We start from the raw sequence: 21,179 nt of genomic DNA, 5'->3' as shown, positions 1-21,179 counted from the left end.
TTACAGGAGAAAAAATGATCACACGTGTAAGAAAATATATCAGAGACAATCGGATGCTGAAAGCAGAGGATATGGTTGTGGCAGGGGTTTCCGGAGGGGCGGATTCCATAGCAATGCTTCATATTTTGAAAAGTCTTCAGAAAGAGATCGGTTTTTCCATGGAAGTGGTTCATGTCCATCATGGGATCCGGGGCCAGGAGGCGGACCGGGATGAGCAGTTTGTGGAAAAAATCTGCCGGGATTGGGGAATCCCTTTCCGGTCCAGGCATTATCCGGTTCCGGAACTTTCCGGAAAGTGGAAGCTGGGAGAAGAAGAAACCGGAAGAATCGTGCGAAAACAGGCGTTTCAGGAGGAAAAAAAGAGACTTGGTTTTTCCGGAGAACAGTCAAAAAAGAACGGACAGTTCCGGGTTGCGCTGGCACATAATCGCAACGATCTGGCAGAGACTATGCTGCATCATCTGGCAAGGGGAACCGGTATCCGGGGACTTTCCGGGATACAGGCGGTAAATGGTGAGATCATCCGGCCGGTTTTGTGTTTAGAACGGAAGGAGATCGTCAATTATCTGAAAGAGAGAGGTATTTCCTATATCACAGACAGCAGCAATCTTTCAGATGACTATACAAGAAACCGGATCCGTAACCATATTCTTCCGGCTATGGAACAGAAGATCAATGCAAAAGCGGTGGAGCATATGGCAGAAACCGCACGGGTTCTGGCAGAGGCAGATTCGTATCTTCAGAAAAAGGGAAGGGAGCTTTTGGCAGGCTGCCGGAAAGAAAATGGCTATCTTCTGGATGAAAAATTTTTTGCACAGGATCCTATCCTTCAGGAATATGCGGTGATGGAGGCGTTTGAGATACTGGCAGGAAAACGTAAGGACTTTACATCTCTTCATGTGGACCAGGTCCTTTCGCTTCAAAAAAAAGAAAACGGTCGTTATATCAACCTTCCGGAATCGCTGCGGGTAATACGACAGTACAGAGGGGTATGTCTGAAAAAGAACTCTGCATCAGACAGAGAGAATGCTGCTTCCACTGAAAAAAAAGTATCAGCAGGTCTCAGAGAAATGTCTATGGAGCTTCCGGTACCTGGAATTCTGGAAAGTCCTTTCGGAGTTTTTGAGTCGAAAATTTTTTCTTATAAGAAACAGAAGATTGAAGAAAAAAAGTATACGAAATGGTTTGATTATGATAAAATAAAAAATAGTCCATGCGTTCGGACTAGAAGACAGGGAGATTATCTTACTGTAAACAGTGAAGGCGGAAGAAAGAAGCTGAACCGGATCTTTATTGATGAGAAGATTCCGGCGGAGATGAGAGACAGGCTTCCGGTTGTTGCGGTAGGATCTGAGATACTCTGGATCCCGGGAGGACGGATGAACGAGAAGTATAAGATCACTTCCACTACAGGGAGAGTGTTAGAATTACATTACCAAGGAGGAGCTTTAGCATGAGCGAAAAAATCAGGGTTTTACTCAGTGAAGAAGAGGTAGATGCCCGTATCCAGGAAGTTGCAGATATGATCAACAAGGATTATGACGGAAAAGATGTACACATGATCTGCGTTCTGAAAGGCGGCGTTTTCTTTATGTGTGAGCTTGCCAAGAGGATCACACGCCCGGTAACACTGGATTTCATGTCTGTGTCCAGTTACGGTGATGATACGAAATCCAGCGGTGTTGTAAAGATCGTCAAGGATCTGGATCAGCCACTGGACGGGAAAGATGTTCTGATCGTAGAGGATATCATTGATTCAGGCAGAACCTTAAGCTATCTGCTGCGTATCCTGAAGGGCAGACATCCGGCAAGCATCAGACTCTGTACACTTCTTGACAAACCGGAGAGACGTGTGACAGATGTAGAGGTAGATTACTGCTGCTTCAATATTCCGGATGAGTTTGTAGTAGGATACGGACTTGATTATGCCCAGAAATACAGAAACCTTCCTTACATCGGAGTAGTGGAGCTTCAGGACTGAAAGGAGATTTAACCAAGTGAGCAAGCATTCAGGTAAGATAGGCCTGTACCTTCTGCTTATTGTGGCACTGATCGCAGGATATCTGTATCTCAATGACCAGGTATCTACCCAGGGCAGCTACACAATGGGCCAGCTGGAAAGGGCTCTGGAAGAAGACAAAGTGACGGATGCGGTGATCCATCAGAACAGAGAAGTGCCCACCGGTTATGTAACAGCAAACATTGTTTCAGATGGTCAGAAGACAGTCTACGTAACCGATGTAAAGGAAGCGGAGGCGCTTCTTGAAGAACATGATATCGATCCGACGATCCGCAATGTACCCAAGGACAGCTCCATGATCGGAACAGTACTTCCGGTAGTGCTTACCGGCGCGATCCTTCTCTTTTTCTTTATGATGATGAACCGGCAGATGTCCGGAGGCGGCGGAAGCAATGCGAAGATGATGAATTTCGGAAAAAGCAGAGCAAAGATGTCGTCCCCTGATGATAAGAAAGTAACATTCAAGGATGTTGCAGGCCTTCAAGAGGAGAAGGAGGATCTGGAGGAGGTAGTTGACTTCCTGAAATCCCCACAGAAGTATACCAAGGTAGGTGCCAGGATCCCGAAGGGAGTGATCCTTGTGGGCCCTCCGGGAACAGGTAAAACTCTTCTCGCGAAGGCAGTTGCAGGAGAGGCCGGAGTTCCGTTTTTCTCCATTTCCGGATCCGATTTCGTGGAGATGTTTGTTGGTGTCGGTGCTTCCCGTGTACGAGATCTTTTTGAAGAGGGCAAGCGTCATGCACCGTGCATCATCTTTATTGATGAGATCGATGCGGTAGCCCGTCAGAGAGGAACCGGTATGGGCGGCGGCCACGATGAGAGAGAGCAGACGTTGAACCAGCTTCTTGTAGAGATGGATGGTTTTGGAGTAAATGAAGGAATCATCGTAATGGCAGCGACCAACCGTGTGGATATTCTGGATCCTGCGATCCTCCGTCCGGGACGATTTGACCGTAAAGTCGATGTGGGACGCCCAGATGTCAAGGGCAGAGAAGAGATCCTTATGGTCCATGCCAAGGACAAACCGCTGGGAGATGATGTGGATCTTCGCCAGATTGCCCAGACAACCGCAGGATTTACAGGTGCAGATCTGGAGAATCTTCTTAACGAAGCTGCCATTGATGCTGCAAAAGAGGGCCGTCCTTATATCATGCAGAAGGATATCAAGAAAGCATTCATCAAGGTCGGGATCGGTGCAGAAAAGAAGAGCAAGGTCATCTCTGATAAAGAGAAAAAGATCACAGCTTATCATGAAGCAGGCCATGCGATCCTGTTCCATGTACTTCCTCATATGGATCCGGTATACACCATTTCCATTATCCCTACGGGAATGGGAGCTGCCGGCTACACCATGCCGCTGCCGGATAATGATGAGATGTTTAATACAAAGAACAAAATGCTGGAGGATATCACCACGCTTCTTGGCGGACGTGTGGCTGAGGAGATCATCTTCGGAGATATCACCACCGGTGCTTCCAATGATATCAAACGTGCCACAGAGACTGCACGCTCTATGGTAATGAAATACGGTATGTCTGAAAAAATTGGTCTGATCGCTTACGGCAACGATGACGATGAGGTATTTATCGGCCGTGATCTGGCACATACCAGAGGCTACAGTGAGGAAGTGGCAAGAGAGATCGATGGGGAGATTTCCCGTATCATCCGTGAGTGCCATGAGAACGCAGAGAGCATCATCCGTGAGAATATCGGCGTTCTTCACAGCTGTGCGGCCCTTCTTCTCGAGAAGGAAAAGATACATCGTGAAGAGTTTGAAGCACTTTTTACAACAGAAAAAGAAGAGGTTGCAAAAACAAACGAATAAAATGCACAAAAAAAAATATTGAATTTTGTGAACTTTGTGCACACTTTTTGGTGGACACATGGTACTATAAATACCGTAAAAACCCCCCAATACATTATATAGTTTTTGCTACACCCCATAAGAAGAAATACCTTCTCCAAAAAAGGCAGCTTAACCAGCTGCCTTTTTTACTGCCCAAAAATAAAAGACGAATTACGGAGAAAACAGATATATATGCTTGCGGGATGGAAAAATTAAGATAATATATTTAAAACATGGTACTAAAAACGGAATGAGGAAGATAGAATGTTATATGAAAGCATGGAGACTGCAAAGAAGATGCGGTATATACTCAATATGAGTCCGGTATTAAATAAAGACGCAATGTTCAGTGACGGGACGGAATATTACCGTACACCTGTGGAGCCGCGGGAAGGTGATACAGTTACGATCCGTTTTCGTACCCAGAGAAATAACGTGGACAACGTCTGTCTTGTGCATGACGGAGAATATCTGGAAATGAAGCGGGAAAAAACTTCCGGAAGCTTTGATTATTATACTGCACAGATCGTAATGGGAAAAGATCTTGTACGATATTACTTTGAGATCCATTCAGGACTTGTTACCTGTTATTATGATACAAATGGTGTAAGCACCAGACATGAGGAAAGGACAGAATTTGAGATCTATCCCGGATATCATGTGCCTGAGTGGCTGAAGGGTGCTGTGATGTATCAGATTTATGTGGATCGTTTCTGTAACGGAGATCCTTCCAATGATGTGGAAACAGGGGAATATTTCTATATCGGGGACACTTCCGTAAAAGTGGATAACTGGGAAAAGGTTCCGGCTGTGATGGGTGTCCGGGAATTTTATGGCGGCGATCTTCAGGGAGTTATGGATAAGCTGGATTATCTTCAGGAGCTTGGAGTAGATGTGATCTATCTGAATCCGGTCTTTGTCTCTCCCAGCAACCATAAGTATGACTGTCAGGATTACGATCATATCGATCCGCATATCGGAAGGATCGTAGCGGACTGTGATGGTCTGTTAAGTCCCGGAGACAGTGATAACAGTCATGCCCTTAAGTATATCCGCCGTGTGACCGATAAACGGAATTTGGAGGCCAGTAATAAGCTTTTTCAGGAGCTTGTGGAGGAAATTCACAGAAGAGGGATGAAAGTGATCCTGGATGGGGTATTTAACCATTGCGGATCCTTTAATAAATGGATGGACAGGGAACGGATCTATGAAAATCAGGAAGGCTACGAGAAGGGGGCTTATGTTTCGGCGGACAGCCCTTATCGTTCTTTCTTCTGCTTCCAGGATCAGAACCGCTGGCCCTATAATCCAACCTACGACGGCTGGTGGACCCATGATATCCTGCCAAAGCTGAACTACGAAGAATCTGAGGAGCTTTGCCGGACGATCCTTGATGTGGGCAGAAAATGGGTTTCGCCGCCGTATAACGTAGACGGCTGGAGACTGGATGTAGCTGCAGATCTGGGCCACAGCAATGATTTTAACCATCACTTCTGGAAAGAGTTCCGGAGGACAGTAAAAGAAGCCAATCCTGAAGCAGTGATCCTTGCAGAACACTACGGAAATCCGGAAAGCTGGCTTCGCGGCGATGAGTGGGATACGGTTATGAACTATGACGCTTTTATGGAGCCTGTAACCTGGTTCCTGACCGGAATGGAGAAGCACAGTGATGAGTACCGGGAGGACCTTTATGGCAACAGTGAGGCCTTTATCGGGGCGATGAAGCATCATATGCAGTCTTTGCATATGGGAGCGCTTTATGGAGCCATGAATGAGCTTTCAAACCATGACCATTCCAGATTTTTGACAAGGACCAATCACAGAGTAGGAAGGCTTTCCTACGCAGGCGCAGAGGCAGCATCTGCAGGCATCAATCCTGCCATCATGAGAGAGGCTGTTGTGATCCAGATGACGTGGCCTGGTTCGCCTACGGTATATTACGGGGATGAGGCCGGCGTCTGCGGCTTTACAGATCCGGATAACCGCAGAACTTATCCCTGGGGAAAAGAAGACCAGGAGATGCTGGACTTTCATAAACGCATGATCTGCATACACAAGGCATATCCGATTCTTGCAAAGGGTTCCCTGGAATTTCTGTGGAACGATCATCAGGGCTTGAGCTATGGTCGTTTTTCTGATTCTGAACAGATCATAGTGATCCTTAATAATCAGGATCAGGAGAGAGACATAAGGGTAACAGCCTGGAAAACCGGTGTAAGCCGGAAAGAAGCAACGGCTTTTCAGCGCCTGATGCTTTCTTCCGGAGAGGGTTATACGGAAATGCCGGAAGAATATATTGCAGATGCAGGGATTCTTCAGGTGAAGATGCCTGCATACGGAGCGATGGTGCTTCACCACAGGGCGAGGGATAAATACAAATGATGCACGAGTAAGGCAGAGAAAAAAGCCAATCTGTTCTTCCATTAGGAAGCAGATTGGCTTTTTGCATTGTGTTTTATGAGTTATTCTTCTGTAACGTGTTCCAGACCCTGATTCATGATGGTTGCCACATGGCTGTCTGCCAGGGAGTAGTAAATGGTTTTTCCATCTCTTCGAAATTTGACCAGTGACATCTGCTTCAGTACCCGGAGCTGATGGGAAATGGCACTCTGGGTCATGGAAAGACGATCGGCAATATCCTGAACACAGAGCTCTTCCACAGAAAGTACGTACAGGATACGGATCCTGGTAGGATCACCGAAAACCTTGAACAGGTCGGCAAGCCGGTACAGTGTATCATCATTGATCGGGTAATCTATATGTGTTTTCTTCATTTGCGCATCCTCCAAACTGTTAACTTCTATTGTAGCTGAAAAAAACGCACCGGTCAAATTCTTTTCTGCATCACTGGGGAGTTGTATGGATGCACAGGGATCCGCTGCAGGATATCTGCCCTGCAGAACGGATCTTATTTTTTATACAGGATACGAATGGAATTCAGCACGCAGATCATGGCAACGCCAGTGTCTGCAAATACGGCCATCCACATGTTAGCATGTCCGGCAAGACCAAGGATCATAACTGCGATCTTGATCACCAGGGCAAATATTACGTTCTGCCATGCAATACGGTTTGTGCTTCGTGCAATGGCGATGGACTGAGGGATCGCATCTACATTGGAATTCATAAATACGGCATCTGCGGCTTCAATGGCAGCATCTGCACCGCTTCCCATGGCAGCACCTACATCAGCACCTGCAAGAACAGGAGCGTCGTTGATACCGTCACCGACAAACATAACCGTTCCATGTGCCTGGCGGACCTTTTTCAGGGCATTGAGCTTATCCTCCGGAAGAAGCTTTGCATAGATCTCATCGATCCCGGCATCTTTTCCTACAGCCTGTGCACTGTCTTCGGAGTCTCCAGTGAGCATAACGGTGTGGAGACCAAGCTTTTTCAGAGAAGCAATGGCTTCCTTTGCGTCAGGTTTGATGGTATCGGAGATCAGCATATATCCTGCGAAGGTTCCGTTTACTGCCATAAATACTTCAGAGCCGTAAGCGGCTTCCTTTAATTCTCCGATTGTAACTCCGAATTTATCCATCAGCTTGCGATTTCCGCAGAGAACTTTTCCCTCCGGCATTTCCGCAACGATCCCGTGACCGGAAATTTCTTCCAGGGAGATCGGTTTTTCAAATTGGATCTCACGTTCCTTTGCGGCAGCAACGATGCTGTTCGCAATAGGATGTGTGGAGTTCTGTTCACAGCCTGCACACATGGAAAGGAGTTCATTTTCTGTGTATTTACCGGTGGCAACAACCTTCTGAAGCTGGAAGTTACCCTCTGTGATAGTACCGGTCTTATCCATGATCACAGCGCCGAGCTTACTTAATCCTTCGATGGAAAGGCCACCCTTGAAAAGGATACCCTTTTTAGAACCGGCACCGATCCCGGAGAAGAAGGCCAGCGGGATACTAAGTACAAGAGCACAAGGGCAGCTCATTACCAGGAAAGTAATGGCTGTGTAGATCCAGTAATGCCAGTTTCCGGTAACAAGGGATGGGAGTATGGCAGTTGCCACTGCGATTCCTACAACACAAGGAGTATAAACCCTGGCAAAACGTGTGATAAAGCGGTCAATCTTCGGTTTGCTTGCTGCCGCGTTTTCTACGGAATCCAGAATACGAGTGACCATGGATTCTTCCAGAGGTTTTTCCACGCGGATCTTAAGCTGTCCGGAGGTGTTGACGCAACCAGAAGTGATCTCATCACCTTCATTTACAGCAACCGGTACAGGTTCTCCTGTGATCGGAGAAGTGTCGATACGGCTGTTTCCCTCAATTACGATACCATCAAGAGGGATGCGGTCTCCGGGACGGACCAGAAGAATGTCTCCGATCTGAGCCTCTTCAGAGGGAATTACCTGGATATCATCGCCTGTGACCAGGTTTACAACTTCCGGACGAAGGTCTACGGCATCCATGATCTGCCCGCGGCTTCGTTCAACGGCTTTTTCCTCAAAAAGCTCGCCGATGCGGTAGAAGAGCATAACGCCTACGGCCTCAGCAGAATCATTGATGGCAAAAGCGGCAAGTGTTGCAATGCTCATGAGAAAGTTTTCGTCAAAAATCTGTCCGTGAGAGATGTTTTTGGCAGCTTTTACAACGATAACACCCCCAAGCGCCAGGTATGCGATCACAAATACAGGAAGAGTGGCACTGGTACCAAAGCCTTTGTGTTCCATGATCTCTCCGGCAACGAAGAGTACTGCACCGATGATAATACAGATGATATCTACGTTTTCCCTGGAGAAAAATTTCTTCTTGGAAGCGGTTTGGTGAGTCGCTGTTGTTGGGGACTGAGCCTTTGGCTTCGGATCCTTTTCTTTTACAAGAACTTCGGATTCAATGGATGTACAGATCTTACGGATTTGATCCAGGTATCGATCCGGATTCTTTGCAGTTAAGCGAAGCTGTTTTGTTGCAAAAGTGATGGTTGCTTCGGAAATGCCTTCAAGGTTTGCAATCTGTTCCTCCATTTTGGAAGCGCAGTGAGCGCAGCCTAGATTCTCCAGAAGATAGGTCTTAGTTGTTATGTCAGTGGAAGCTGCCGGAGCTGGATTTCTCGGAACAACTTTAACTTCAGACTCAATGGATGTGCAGATCTTGCGGATCTGCGGAAGCAGAGCGTCTGGATCTGCAGCCCCTAAGCGAAGCTGTTTTGTTGCAAAAGTAATGGTAGCGCTTTCGACGCCTTCAAGAGCCTGGATCCGTTCCTCCATTTTGGAAGCACAGTGAGCGCAGCCGAGGTTCTCCAGAATGTAGACACGCTTTGCGGTGAGAGCATTGTGGGAGTGACCATGGTGCTCATGCTCGTGATCCCCGCAGCCACAGCTGCAGTGCTCGTTATGGTGGTGATGGTGTTCGTGTGCATGATGTTCGTGTTCGGAATCCTCGCAGCCACAGCCGCAGTGCTCGTCATGGTTGTGAAGGTGCTTGTGTTCATGATGTTCGTGCTCGTGATCCTCGCAGCCACAGCCGCAGTGTTCGTCATGGTTGTGAAGGTGCTCGTGTTCATGATGTTCGTGCTCGTGATCCTCGCAGCCACAGCCGCAGTGTTCGTCATGGTTGTGAAGGTGCTCGTGTTCATGATGTTCGTGCTCGTGATCCTCGCAGCCACAGCCGCAGTGCTCGCCATGGCTGTGATGGTGCTCGTGTTCATGATGTTCGTGCTCATGATCCTCGCAGCCACAACCACAGTGCTCGCCATGGCTGTGAAGGTGCTCGTGTTCATGATGTTCGTGCTCATGATCCTCGCAGCCACAACCACAGTGCTCGCCATGGCTGTGATGGTGCTCGTGTTCATGATGTTCGTGCTCATGATCCCCGCAGCCACAGCCGCAGTGCTCGTGTTCATGATGTTCATGTTTATGATCCTCACAACCACAGCCGCAGTGCTCATGGTGGTGATGATGCTCATGTTCATGATCTTCATGGTCATGATTCTCGTAACCACAGACGCAGTGATCATCATGGTGATGGTGCTCATGATCGTGATGTTCTTCATGCTCATCATGGCTGTGATGCGCATGCTCGTGACCGCAGCCGCAGGAATCTGCGGACTTCATGGAATCTTTCTTTAATTTTTCTTCCATATGAACTCTCCTTGCTGATTCGTTTGTTTTTTTATATGAATATATGAATTAATGTTCATATGACTATTTAATCATATATAAAAATCTTTGTCAACAGCTTTTCAAAGAACGGATCAAAGAAAAGTAAAATTTATTGCAAAAGAAATATAGAAAATATTAATATATTCTGAAAAAATAATCTATTTTATTATTTTTATTTAACATGTTATACTTTCAACAAGTAAAGAAAGGTAGCAACATGTACAGTATCGACTTAAACAGTGACATGGGTGAGAGCTTTGGCGCATATAAGCTTGGCGGCGATGAAGAGATCATCAAATATGTCACAACAGCAAATGTAGCATATGGCTGGCATGCAGGCGATCCGATGGTAATGGATAAGGTAGTCCGCATGGCAAAGGAACGTGGCGTTATGGTTGGAGCCCATCCTAGATATCCGGATCTTCTTGGCTTTGGACGAAGAAAGATGGTTCTCTCTCATGATGAAGTTAAGAATTACGTCAGATACCAGATCGGAGCACTGGCTGCATTTACCAAGAGCTACGGAATGAAGCTTCAGCATGTCGCTCCTCATGGAGCAATGGGGAATGCCTGCCAGTATGACGAGGATATTTCCACAGCGATCTGCGAGGCAATCTGTGAGTATGACAAAGATCTGATCGTTTATTACTGTGCAGGAGCAGTTCTTGGTGATATCGCTGAGAGCAAGGGACTTCGCACAGCATCTGAGATTTTTGTAGATCGTGCATACATGGATGATCTTTCTCTTGTAAATTGTTAAAAGAATTATATTGTTATATGATTTCGTAAGTGATATACTTAAACATAAGGAAAACCGTGTGAAATTACAGTTTGCTTTTTGCACGGTTTCTTTTATATATGATAGTTAGTTAAAGCTAACAACAGAACGATGTGAAAGTACTTTTGACTATACAGAAAGGAATACATAATGCTAATGAATGTTTTTGAAGGTATACTGATTCCATTTGTTGGAACAACGCTAGGTGCAGCATGCGTGTTTTTTATGAGAAAAACACTTAGCAAGTTACTGCAACGTGCACTTGCAGGGTTTGCAGCAGGTATAATGGTTGCTGCTTCAATCTGGAGTCTTCTGATTCCGGCAATTGAACAATCTGAGAATATGGGAACTTTATCGTTTGTTCCGGCAGTTGTTGGGTTCTGGATTGGTATATTGTTTTTACTCGCACTTGATCATTTGATTCCACATCTTCATGTTGGAAGTGATCAGACAGAGGGACCGAAAAGCAAACTTGGCCGTACTACGATGATGGTGTTGGCAGTTACATTACATAATATCCCTGAAGGTATGGCAGTTGGTGTAATGTATGCAGGATTTCTTGCTGAAAATGCACAGATTACAGCAACAGGTGCACTTGCTTTATCACTTGGAATTGCTATCCAGAATTTTCCAGAAGGAGCGATTATATCCATGCCGCTTAGGGCAGAGGGTGAAAGTAAGAGAAAGGCATTTCTGGGAGGTGTACTTTCAGGAGTCGTTGAACCGATTGGAGCAGTAATGACGATTCTTGTCGCACAGCTGGTAATCCCGGCATTACCATATTTACTCAGCTTTGCAGCAGGAGCTATGTTATATGTCGTGGTTGAAGAACTAATTCCGGAAATGTCTCAGGGACAGCACTCGAATATCGGTACGCTTTTCTTTGCACTTGGATTTAGTTTGATGATGATCTTGGATGTGGCACTGGGGTAAGAGGAGAGGAAAGATTCTTATGAGAATATTGATTTATGGTGCTGGTGTGATTGGATCCTTGTATGCGGCTTTATTTGCAGAAGCCGGTTATGATACAAATATTTATGCCAGAGGTAAAAGACTTGAGGCTTTAAGAAATAATGGATTGAAATATAAGAAAAATCAGGAAGTAATAAAGGCAGAGATTAGGATTCTTGGAGAACTACCAAACGATGATATTTATGATTTTGTCTTGCTTACTGTCCGGGAAAACCAGCTGTATGAAGCACTTACTGAATTGAAAAATAATAAAAGTAATACGATTGTTACAATGATAAATTCACTGGACAGTTACAATAAATGGGAAGACATTGTCGGAAAAGGAAGAATATTACCGGCTTTTCCAGGAGCAGGCGGAAGTATAAATGATGATGGTATCCTTGATGCAGCACTTACTCCAAGGTTGATTCAGCCAACAACATTTGCAGAAATATCAGGAAATAAATCCGAAAGAACTAAGCAGTTTTCAGAGATATTGAGGCATGCTCATATACCATACCAGAAAGTAACGGATATGCATCTATGGCAGCTTTGTCATCTTGCTATGGTGGTACCGATTGCAGATGCGTATTATGAATCAGACGATCCGGAGAAAGTGGGAAAAGAATGGAAAATCATGAGGAAAACAGCAGAAAGGCTGAAAAGAAATTTTAATTTTTGGCGAAAACAAAAGGGTAAACTGTCACCATGGAAAATGAATATTTTTCGCTTTTTACCATTGTCATTTCTGACGATTATGCTGGCAGTTACATTTGGAAGCAGTTTTGGAGATAAATTTATGTATCAACATGCTATGAAGGCACCAGATGAAATGAGGGAATTGCATAAGCAGTTTTATGCTTATATGAAAAAAATGAAGAAATGCGGATGCAAGGCGAAAAAGGTACAGTGATTGGAGAAAAAAGCATGAAAAATGAAGAATATAAAAAATTGTCAATTAAAGAGTTTACAAAAGCAGCAGGAAGATATGAAAGTAACCATGCTGGCATTTACGAAATGTGCAAGAAAGATTATCCGGATATTCTGGAAGAATTAGAGAAGGAGCCATTTAGAGATTTATTAGATGCAGGCTGTGGGCCTGCTCCGATGATTTCTTTATTAGCAGAAAAACATCCAGACCGGTATTATACAGGACTGGATCTGACTCCGGCAATGATTGAACAGGCAAAAAAGAAAAATATACCAAATACAACATTTGTTGTAGGAGACTGTGAGAACTTTCCTTTTGAAAAGGATTCATTTGATGCAATTATTTGTTCTATGAGCTTCCATCATTATCCGGATCCACAGGCATTTTTTGACAGTGTGAAAAGATGTCTTCGCCCAAATGGAAGATTGATACTGAGAGATGTGACCAGTGACAATAAAGTATTGGTATGGCTAATGAATACATTGGAAATGCCGTTGGCAAATATATGCGGACATGGAGATGTCCAAGTGCCAACAAGAGATGTGGTCATAAAATGTTGCAAAAAAGCAGGATTAAAAGTAGAAAAATTTGAAATTCGTAAAGGTATGCGAATGCATTGTGTTGTGAGAAAACCTATGGGAAAGGCGATAGGAAATGAAAGATAAGTATCTTAGGGAAACACGAATGGTTGATTTTTCTAATCCGGCAATTCAAAAACTTATTCAAAATATGAAATGGAAGGAAATGGGTGAATTTGAAAGGATTAAGGCAATCTACAACTATGTAAGAGATGATGTTTTATTTGGATATAATATTGATGACGGAATTTCAGCTTCAAAAGTACTTGCAGATGGTTATGGACAATGTAATACAAAAGGAACTTTATTTATGGCACTTTTACGTGCCTGCAATATTCCATGCAGAGTACATGGTTTTACGATTGATAAAAGATTGCAGAAAGGGGCTATGACCGGGTTTGTTTACCGTAATGCTCCAAAAAGTATTTTCCATAGCTGGGTAGAAATTAATTTCGAAAATCAGTGGTACGAACTGGAAGCTTTCATTTTGGATAAAACCTACATAAAGAAGTTACAGGAACAAAATTCGGAATGTACAGGTGCATTTTGCGGTTATGGAGTAGCAGTCAAGGATTTCAGAAATCTCATTATTGAGTTTGATAGGAACAATACTTATATTCAGAGCGAGGGAATCAATCAGGATTTTGGTGTTTATGATTGTCCAGATGAACTGTTGAAGGAACATCATCAAGAAATTTCAGCCTTTAAAGCATTTGCTTATAGACATATTGGAAGACACCTCATGAATCGTAATGTCAGGAAGATTAGAGAACGATAGTTTTAAGCTTTTAGAATTAAAATTAAATTTGGAGGGTAATATGGCAGACAAAATACAAAATGCTTATGAAACATCAAAAAATATATATGACGATGTTCTTACGCAAAGAAATATTTTCAGCAAACTGTATATTAAGCTATTTTGGAGTGGCACGGATGATAATGATATAGCACGAAAAGTTTTATCATATGTTCCTGATGACTTTTCAGGAAAGCTTCTTGATGTTCCGGTTGGAACTGCTGTATTTACGGAAAACAAATGGAGCTCTCTGAAAAATGCACATATTACTTGTATTGATTACAGCATGGATATGCTTGAACAAGCCAGAAAAAGACTTGGTAGTCATGCGCATATCAAATGTATTCAGGGGGGTGTGGGAAACCTGCAAATGGAGGATGAATCTGTTGATACCGTTGTCAGTATGAATGGTTTTCATACATTTCTTGATAAGCAAAAAGCATTTCATGAAATATGGCGTGTTTTGAAACCAGGCGGCGATTTCATTGCCTGTTTTTATCCAATGCGTCGTAAAACCCCTTGCTTCAGTTATGGGGATATAAGACGCGTCCATCGAATTTATGCAAGTAATTGAAGATGGACAAAATAGTAATTGTATTAACTAATGAACTATAGTATAATATAAATATGAACACAACATATAAATCAAACAACAATGTCGTCTATTCCTGTAAATACCATGTAGCATGGTGTCCAAAGTATAGACGAAAAGTATTAATTAACGGTGTGGACGTCCGGCTGAAGGAGCTGCTCACAGAGTATGCTACAAATCTTTCTGTAGACATTCTGGAAATGGAGATCATGCCAGATCATGTTCATATGCTTTTGGAAGTAGATCCTCAGTTTGGCATCCACAAAGCTGTAAAGTCATTTAAAGGCTATACGTCCAGAATTTTAAGACATGAATTTCCCTATCTTAAAACGAAAATGCCGACTCTCTGGACAAACAGCTATTTTGTATCGACGGTGGGCGGTGCTCCGCTGGAAACAGTAAAACAGTATATTGAAAACCAGAAAACATCGCAGAGACAAAAGGATAAGATGGGATAATGCAAAAAGGAATTAAATTTAGAATCTACCCGAACAGAGAACAGAAAAACTTCATCCATCAGACCCTGGGATGCTGCCGGTTCATCTACAACCGGGGACTTGCCATGCGTAAGGAAGGCTATGAAAATGGGGAAAAGATCGGCTATTCCCAGACTTCCGCCATGCTGACTGAACTGAAAAAGCGAGAGGAGTTTGCCTTTCTGAAAGCAGCAGATTCCATTGCATTACAGCAGTCTTTGCGGGATCTCGACCGGGGATTTGTGAATTTCTTTGAGAAACGGGCTTCCTATCCAACCTTCAAAAGTAAACATAACCGGTTCCAGTCATACAGAACGGTAAATCAAAAAGATAATATTCGTATTGTGGGAAGATATATCAAACTTCCGAAACTTGGATTTGTTAAAATACGGCAGTCGATGGAAGTGGAAAAGATTAATCACGTGATCATTGAGCACACACCGGCTGGAAAATATTTTGCGGTTTTAAATGTTGATTTTGAACCGGAACCACGCTCAAATGCTGGCGGAACGATAGGGATTGATGTCGGGATCAAAGCGTTCTACTCCGACAGTAATGGAAATACGGTATCAAATCCCAGATATCTGGAACGCTCAATGCGAAAACTCATAAGAGAACAGCGCAGGCTTTCCCGAAAACAAAAAGATTCCCATAACCGCGAGAAGCAGCGGATCAGGGTGGCAAGAGTGTATGAGAAAGTAACCAATCAGCGGAATGATTTCCTGCAGAAACAGTCAACGATGCTGGTGCGTGAAAACCAAACCATCTGTATTGAAGATCTGAATGTTAAGGGGATGATCCGGAATCATAAACTGTCAAAATCGATAGCGAGTGTTTCCTGGGCAAAATTTTTTGAAATGCTGGAATATAAAGCTGGCTGGTATGGAAATGAAATTCACAGAGTACCAACGATGTATCCGAGCAGTCAGACCTGCAGCTGTTGTGGCTACAGAAATCCACGGATAAAAAATCTGGGCATTCGTATCTGGGAGTGTCCCAAATGCCATGCGGTTCATGACCGGGATACGAATGCAAGTATCAATATTCTGAAAAAAGGACTGCAGATGCAGTCTGCATAAAGATAAAAACTGTACCGTAGGGCATACGGGAACAGTATAAATATAGCTTGTGGACACTGTGTAAGACATTGCAGTACCGTAAGGTGTTTGCCAATGCAGTAGTGGGAGAAGCAAGAATCCCCCTACTTTAGCTGTGGGGAGTGTCAAATCAGGGGAAAATCGAAACGGACAGATTGGCTGGTAAAAAATATTCTTGCAAAGAAAGGGTGGTTTTCTCCACCGTTTCAGACGGAGAAAGAGCTGAGAGATATCCTTCAAAAACTATATAAAGAAACGGATATCCATGTTGACGGTTCTATGGTATATTTCCGTTGTGTGAAGTAATGCAATGATGCTGGATTTATAATAAAGTTTCAGATAATAAGTCTGGAACTTTATTTTTGTCTAAATGGATTATTGTCGTCCGTTCAGGTCTGGATAATGCTCGATTCTCATGTTAAGATAATAGAAAAAAAGGTTAGATGAAACTAATACAAAGAAATACCACTATGTGAAAGGAGAAGAAATTTGAATGTAAATGAAATTGCAAGTCTTGGAAGTAATGTGAAGCCTGTGATTCAGAATGAGAATTGCGCTGTTCTTATGTTAAATGATGCGACAGGAGAGGGCGTTATGACGGTTTACCGAGTAATGCCAGGTGTGATGATTTGTTTTTCAGACATGTACATGGAACAGTGCGCATCTGAATTTTATCTGTATTCTTTTGTGGCTTACCTGTATGAACTGGAGAGTGGGGCTGATTGCAGTGACGGGTGCTGCTGTTTCTCTGATTCAGGATGAAATTGAAATCGAATGGAATTTTGACGATATTTTTTCAGAACAGAGATAACTTGAGCAGGACAAGAATGATTTATCAGAAGATAATAAAGGTGCTGGGACTACCTGATGGAAACGTCAGATAGTCTTCGGCAGAAAAAAATAAAATTTTTTTGTCCTATACTTGACACATCCACATATGCTGAGGCATACGTTTTGCACCAGATGTGCAGAAGCTGGCCTAGATATCAAAGTTTTACAAATGATTATGGGACATAGTGACATAAGCATTACAATGAACATATACAATCACGTAGATGTTGCAAGAGTACAGAATGAAATAAAAAAGCTTGAAAATATAATGTAATAATCAGAGCCATTCCCTTTATCGGGCGTGGCTCTTTTATGACAATTTTTGTGACAAATAAAAGAAAATAGACGCAATCAGACGAAATATTGTTTTTCATGGAAATGCTGAAAATCCTTGTAAACAAAGTGTTCTTGATATATGATGAAACAAGTCGAAGCCCGTTGTTGCTTTATGTGGCGGAAAGCGGTGGATCAAAAATCCTGGTATAAATAATATAATAAGAAGAAACGGTAAAGCAGAAAATCTTCCTGACGGACTTGTGCTTACCGTTTTTTTTATTTCTGTCGTTCCCATACCTGGCCGATCGGGAAGGACGGAGTGGATTCTGCAAGAAAGTCTTCCAGTGCATTTTCGAAGAATTCCACGGCACGTTTGCTAGTGGACTTTGGATATTTATGCTTGATCTTATAGCAGACACGGTTTGGCGGTGTGTTTTTCAGTTCACTGATAAAAAGAGGCCGGTAATGGGAAAGCTCCAGGATCACAGACTGTGGTGCGACCATCCAGTTCCCCGGTTTTTTCCAGAGACGGTCCAAAAGTGTGATGGTATCTGCCGCAATGTGAGGCCTGGAAGCGGAGGAAAGCCAGCGGTCATGCCAGATCTGATAATTGTCATCCCAACTTAAAAACAGCTCCAGGGATGGATCCAGCTCATCGGTATGTATTGCCGGAGCCGGAATCACTGGCTGATCCGATTGTATCAGATAAAGTTTTTCTTCGAAGATTTTCTCTGTTATGATATTCTTGTAATGCAATTTGTGGTAGACAAATCCGATATCAATGCTGTGTTCTCCAAGAAGACCGTAGAGCTCTGAAGAGTGATGGGACTCGATGTTCAGGTCCAGCTTGGTCTGTTCATTTAAGATCCTGTCATACAGTGGTGCGAAAACAGCTACGTTCAGGCTGTCTGTACAGCCGATGGTAAGTAGCAGGGAATCCTGATTGCGCTGCAACTCCATAGTTTCCTTCCAGAGAGACATCCAGCGTTCCGCAAGGATGATAAAATCTGTTCCCTTGGCAGTCAGTTCCACCTGCTTGTGGCCTTTCTGACGGATCACAAGGGGAAAACCCAGTTCGTTCTCCAGAGATGTGAGCCGGTGGCTGACAGTAGGCTGGGAAAGAAAAAGAAGATCCGCTGTACGGGTGATGCTCTTGGTATTTACAATGGTGAGAAAGGTTTCGATTTCAGCAAGATTCATATGAACAGCTCCTTTTCTTTGGTGTTGTCTATAGGATGGTTTAAGCTTTGATAATATAAAAATTATTTATATTATACAGAGAAATTATTCGTTATTCAATAGTAAGCTTGTATATCAAAAGAAGAGAGGTTTTCATATGGCATTAGGATGTAGGATCAGACGAAATTTTGAAAGACCGTCAAAAGAATTAGTAGAAGCCTTCCGTGGAATTCCAGTTGCAAATATTGATGATAACTGTGGAAAGATCGCTGCCGTAGATTCCAGTATTTTCCCGCTGAACCCGAAGGCAAGACTTCTGGGAACTGCATTTACAGTAAATGCACCGGCAGGAGATAACCTTCTGTTCCATAAAGCACTGGATATGGCTCAGCCGGGAGATGTTATCGTTCTTGCAAACAAAGGAAGCAGGATAGAGTTATCCTTATCAACAACAGCCGTGGTCAGCTTGTTGTTGAGCAGGATCTGGCAGATGCTCTGAATAGTGGGAAGGTTTATGCTGCTGGTCTTGATGTTGTTTCTACTGAGCCGATCAAGGGGGATAATCCGCTTCTCAAGGCTAAAAACTGCATCATCACTCCGCATATCTCCTGGGCTGCTCAGGCTTCCAGACAGAGGATCATGGATATTACGGTTGATAATATCAAGGCTTTTCTGGATGGTAATACGGTTAACAGAGTTAACAAATAGATTTTTTTCGGTGTTTCGATTTCCTATGTATGATGTGTGAGGAAAGGACGGCTGTCTCGCTTTTTGGGGGGTGGCCGTCTTTTTCTTTGTGTGGTGGATTGAATGAACCGTACGCCGGGGATGTGGCAGCGGTACGGGCAGGGCTCCGTCGGCGGATACTGCTAAGGCTCCGGAAATCGGCTAAAAACATTGAGACAGGGGCAGAACTCGCCTCTGGCTCAGACAGCAGCCCCTGTCTCAATAACGCCGATCCCCGCAGCCTAAGCAGTATCACACCTCCTCCGCAGCAGCCCATACCGCTGCCACATCCCCGGCTGAAAATTCAACCGCAGAGAGCAGACAATAGAAGCGAATGTACATTCTGCCCAGTGCCCAAAAAACACAATATATAAAAATAAATCGGCACAACGTTCCACGTCCAACACCGAAGAATACAGGAACCAGATCGGCACAGTGTTCCGCATCCAACACCGAAGCATACAGAAAACGGCCTCAAAACAATCCATAACCAATAAAGCAGCCGGCCGTATCCCCCAAAAAATAAATCGGCACAGCATCCCGCATCCAACACCGAAGCATACAGGAACCAGATCGGCACAGCGTCCCACATCCAATACCCAAGCATACAGACACAAGTCAACACCCTCCCCTCATCCACAACCAAGAACTCCTTAAAAAAAGCCCGAGGGGTGTGCAGAGGGGCCGCGGCTTTGCGGCCCCTTTGCGGTTTTCTTTTTGCACAAAAAAATAGCTCCTACATCGCAAAGATGTAAGAGCTAAATTCGCTGGATGGAGAAGGATTCGAACCTTCGAAGGCGGTGCCAACAGATTTACAGTCTGCCCCCTTTGGCCACTCGGGAATCCATCCGTGAACAACAAATATATTATACATAACATTTGATAAAATTGCAAGCTTTTTCTCAAAAAAAATAATAATTCCCACAGCATCAGCATTTTTGGTAAAATACTGGACTTACCAAAGGAAATCTGCTATTATGAGTACGGTTGGATATAAAGGACACGGTTTTTCCGTATCCTAATACAGGTTAGGAGGATTTTATCATGTTAGTAAACGCAACAGAAATGCTGAAAAAAGCAAAAGCAGGCCATTATGCAGTTGGTCAGTTCAACATCAACAACCTTGAGTGGACAAAAGCTATCCTTCAGACAGCTCAGGAGCTCAACTCTCCTGTAATCCTTGGTGTTTCCGAGGGTGCCGGTAAATACATGACAGGTTATAAGACTGTTGTAGGTATGGTTAACGGTATGATGGAAGAGCTGAACATCACTGTTCCGGTTGCTCTTCATCTTGACCACGGCAGCTATGATGGATGCCTGAAATGTGTTGAGGCTGGTTTCTCTTCCATTATGTTCGACGGATCTCATTATCCGATCGATGAGAACGTAGCTAAGACTAAAGAGCTGGTTAAGATCGTTGCTGAGCACAACATGTCTCTTGAGGCAGAGGTTGGTTCCATCGGTGGCGAGGAAGATGGTGTTGTTGGTATGGGCGAGTGCGCTGATCCTGAGGAGTGCAAGAGAGTTGCAGATCTCGGAATCAACTTCCTTGCAGCTGGTATCGGTAACATTCACGGAAAATATCCGGCTAACTGGCAGGGCTTAAGCTTTGAGACTCTGGATGCTATTCAGAAACTGACAGGAGATATGCCGCTTGTTCTTCACGGTGGTACAGGTATCCCGGCAGACATGATCAAGAAAGCGATCAGCCTTGGCGTTTCCAAGATCAATGTAAATACAGAGTGCCAGCTTGCATTTGCTGAAGCTACACGTAAATACATTGAAGAGGGTAAAGATCAGCAGGGTAAAGGATATGACCCACGTAAGCTTCTTGCACCTGGAGCAGAAGCGATCAAAGCTACTGTTAAAGAGAAAATGGAGCTTTTCGGATCTGTCAATAAAGCATGATGAATCGAAAATAATATATGGAAGAAGCCGGAATGGGAGCAAGCCTGTTCCGGCTTCTTTTTTCATGGTAAAATATCAA

The 21,179-nt window shown here is 43.9% G+C and carries 20 protein-coding genes, 1 tRNA gene and 1 pseudogene; 18 read left to right on the top strand and 4 right to left on the bottom strand.

Annotated features, from left to right (window positions below):
• Positions 1 to 14 precede the first annotated feature (14 nt).
• The 4 genes from tilS (at position 15) to NQ489_RS13015 (ending at position 6,248) form a co-directional block, all read left to right on the top strand.
• Complete coding sequence (gene tilS, locus NQ489_RS13030) at positions 15 to 1,457, top strand: tRNA lysidine(34) synthetase TilS (protein ID WP_044960944.1); 1,443 nt, start codon at positions 15 to 17, stop codon at positions 1,455 to 1,457.
• The gene (hpt, locus tag NQ489_RS13025) at positions 1,454 to 1,981 is read left to right on the top strand and encodes a hypoxanthine phosphoribosyltransferase (protein WP_015527123.1); all 528 of its coding nucleotides are present in this window, start codon (positions 1,454 to 1,456) and stop codon (positions 1,979 to 1,981) included. The genes tilS and hpt overlap by 4 nt, the downstream gene beginning before the upstream one ends.
• A 16-nt stretch (positions 1,982 to 1,997) precedes the next feature.
• On the top strand, positions 1,998 to 3,845 hold the full coding sequence (gene ftsH / locus NQ489_RS13020) for an ATP-dependent zinc metalloprotease FtsH (RefSeq protein WP_021650633.1): 1,848 nt from the start codon (positions 1,998 to 2,000) through the stop codon (positions 3,843 to 3,845).
• Positions 3,846 to 4,130: 285 nt separating this feature from the next.
• Entirely contained in the window at positions 4,131 to 6,248 is a 2,118-nt protein-coding gene (locus tag NQ489_RS13015; protein WP_021650632.1) for a glycoside hydrolase family 13 protein, read from the top strand.
• 80 nt (positions 6,249 to 6,328) lie between these two features.
• Here the strand turns inward: NQ489_RS13015 and NQ489_RS13010 are convergent, their stop codons facing one another.
• Entirely contained in the window at positions 6,329 to 6,640 is a 312-nt protein-coding gene (locus NQ489_RS13010) for an ArsR/SmtB family transcription factor (protein WP_022427364.1), read from the bottom strand.
• Between the two features lie 134 nt (positions 6,641 to 6,774).
• Positions 6,775 to 9,087 carry a heavy metal translocating P-type ATPase gene (locus NQ489_RS13005; RefSeq protein ID WP_021650630.1) on the bottom strand — a complete coding sequence of 771 codons (2,313 nt, stop codon included), beginning with the start codon at positions 9,085 to 9,087 and terminating at the stop codon, positions 6,775 to 6,777.
• A gap of 12 nt (positions 9,088 to 9,099) precedes the next feature.
• On the opposite strand from NQ489_RS13005, the gene NQ489_RS13000 reads away from it, so the two are divergent.
• The 11 genes from NQ489_RS13000 to NQ489_RS12950 all read left to right on the top strand — a co-directional run bounded on the left by NQ489_RS13000 (position 9,100) and on the right by NQ489_RS12950 (position 17,285).
• Complete coding sequence (locus NQ489_RS13000) at positions 9,100 to 9,948, top strand: hypothetical protein (protein ID WP_227945659.1); 849 nt, start codon at positions 9,100 to 9,102, stop codon at positions 9,946 to 9,948.
• 250 nt (positions 9,949 to 10,198) lie between these two features.
• Positions 10,199 to 10,741, top strand: a complete 543-nt coding sequence (locus NQ489_RS12995) for a 5-oxoprolinase subunit PxpA (protein WP_227945538.1) — start codon at positions 10,199 to 10,201, stop codon at positions 10,739 to 10,741.
• A 168-nt stretch (positions 10,742 to 10,909) separates the two neighbouring features.
• Positions 10,910 to 11,692 (top strand): ZIP family metal transporter, encoded by a 783-nt coding sequence (locus NQ489_RS12990; protein WP_021652375.1) that lies wholly within the window; start codon positions 10,910 to 10,912, stop codon positions 11,690 to 11,692.
• A gap of 19 nt (positions 11,693 to 11,711) precedes the next feature.
• On the top strand, positions 11,712 to 12,623 hold the full coding sequence (locus NQ489_RS12985) for a ketopantoate reductase family protein (protein WP_044962024.1): 912 nt from the start codon (positions 11,712 to 11,714) through the stop codon (positions 12,621 to 12,623).
• A gap of 14 nt (positions 12,624 to 12,637) precedes the next feature.
• Positions 12,638 to 13,306, top strand: a complete 669-nt coding sequence (locus NQ489_RS12980; protein ID WP_044962031.1) for a class I SAM-dependent methyltransferase — start codon at positions 12,638 to 12,640, stop codon at positions 13,304 to 13,306.
• Positions 13,296 to 13,997: a transglutaminase-like domain-containing protein gene (locus tag NQ489_RS12975; protein ID WP_015527132.1), complete on the top strand. Its 702-nt coding sequence runs from the start codon at positions 13,296 to 13,298 to the stop codon at positions 13,995 to 13,997. The genes NQ489_RS12980 and NQ489_RS12975 overlap by 11 nt, the downstream gene beginning before the upstream one ends.
• A 40-nt stretch (positions 13,998 to 14,037) precedes the next feature.
• Positions 14,038 to 14,589 carry a class I SAM-dependent methyltransferase gene (locus tag NQ489_RS12970; RefSeq protein WP_110102478.1) on the top strand — a complete coding sequence of 184 codons (552 nt, stop codon included), beginning with the start codon at positions 14,038 to 14,040 and terminating at the stop codon, positions 14,587 to 14,589.
• A gap of 53 nt (positions 14,590 to 14,642) precedes the next feature.
• Complete coding sequence (gene tnpA / locus NQ489_RS12965) at positions 14,643 to 15,065, top strand: IS200/IS605 family transposase (protein ID WP_110102477.1); 423 nt, start codon at positions 14,643 to 14,645, stop codon at positions 15,063 to 15,065.
• The gene (tnpB, locus tag NQ489_RS12960) at positions 15,065 to 16,162 is read left to right on the top strand and encodes an IS200/IS605 family element RNA-guided endonuclease TnpB (protein ID WP_259852170.1); all 1,098 of its coding nucleotides are present in this window, start codon (positions 15,065 to 15,067) and stop codon (positions 16,160 to 16,162) included. Before tnpA ends, tnpB begins: the two co-directional genes overlap by 1 nt.
• 507 nt (positions 16,163 to 16,669) lie before the next feature.
• Positions 16,670 to 16,942: a hypothetical protein gene (locus tag NQ489_RS12955; protein ID WP_021650832.1), complete on the top strand. Its 273-nt coding sequence runs from the start codon at positions 16,670 to 16,672 to the stop codon at positions 16,940 to 16,942.
• 175 nt (positions 16,943 to 17,117) lie between these two features.
• A complete protein-coding gene (locus NQ489_RS12950; RefSeq protein WP_021650830.1) occupies positions 17,118 to 17,285 on the top strand; it encodes a tyrosine-type recombinase/integrase in 168 nt (55 codons plus the stop codon).
• Between the two features lie 278 nt (positions 17,286 to 17,563).
• Here the strand turns inward: NQ489_RS12950 and NQ489_RS12945 are convergent, their stop codons facing one another.
• Positions 17,564 to 18,487 (bottom strand): LysR family transcriptional regulator, encoded by a 924-nt coding sequence (locus NQ489_RS12945; RefSeq protein ID WP_015527133.1) that lies wholly within the window; start codon positions 18,485 to 18,487, stop codon positions 17,564 to 17,566.
• Positions 18,488 to 18,623: 136 nt separating this feature from the next.
• Here NQ489_RS12945 and NQ489_RS12940 point away from each other — a divergent pair, with 136 nt between their 5' ends.
• Together NQ489_RS12940 and NQ489_RS17880 are read left to right on the top strand one after the other, a co-directional pair.
• Positions 18,624 to 18,965, top strand: coding sequence for a demethylmenaquinone methyltransferase (locus NQ489_RS12940; protein WP_015527134.1), 342 nt, complete (start codon positions 18,624 to 18,626; stop codon positions 18,963 to 18,965).
• Positions 18,896 to 19,174 (top strand): annotated as a pseudogene (locus tag NQ489_RS17880) (NAD(P)-dependent oxidoreductase); the annotation flags it as partial. The gene NQ489_RS12940 and the pseudogene NQ489_RS17880, both read left to right, overlap by 70 nt.
• 786 nt (positions 19,175 to 19,960) lie before the next feature.
• Here NQ489_RS17880 and NQ489_RS12930 read toward each other — a convergent pair.
• Positions 19,961 to 20,042, bottom strand: a tRNA-Tyr gene (locus tag NQ489_RS12930).
• Between the two features lie 194 nt (positions 20,043 to 20,236).
• Between NQ489_RS12930 and fba the strand changes: the two genes are divergently transcribed.
• The gene (gene fba, locus NQ489_RS12925; protein WP_015527136.1) at positions 20,237 to 21,100 is read left to right on the top strand and encodes a class II fructose-1,6-bisphosphate aldolase; all 864 of its coding nucleotides are present in this window, start codon (positions 20,237 to 20,239) and stop codon (positions 21,098 to 21,100) included.
• Positions 21,101 to 21,179: the final 79 nt, after the last annotated feature.

It is taken from the genome of Blautia sp. KLE_1732_HM_1032, assembly GCF_025147905.1.
GTDB lineage: Bacteria > Bacillota > Clostridia > Lachnospirales > Lachnospiraceae > Blautia_A > Blautia_A fusiformis.
This window is presented reverse-complemented; position numbering and strand designations above follow the sequence as displayed.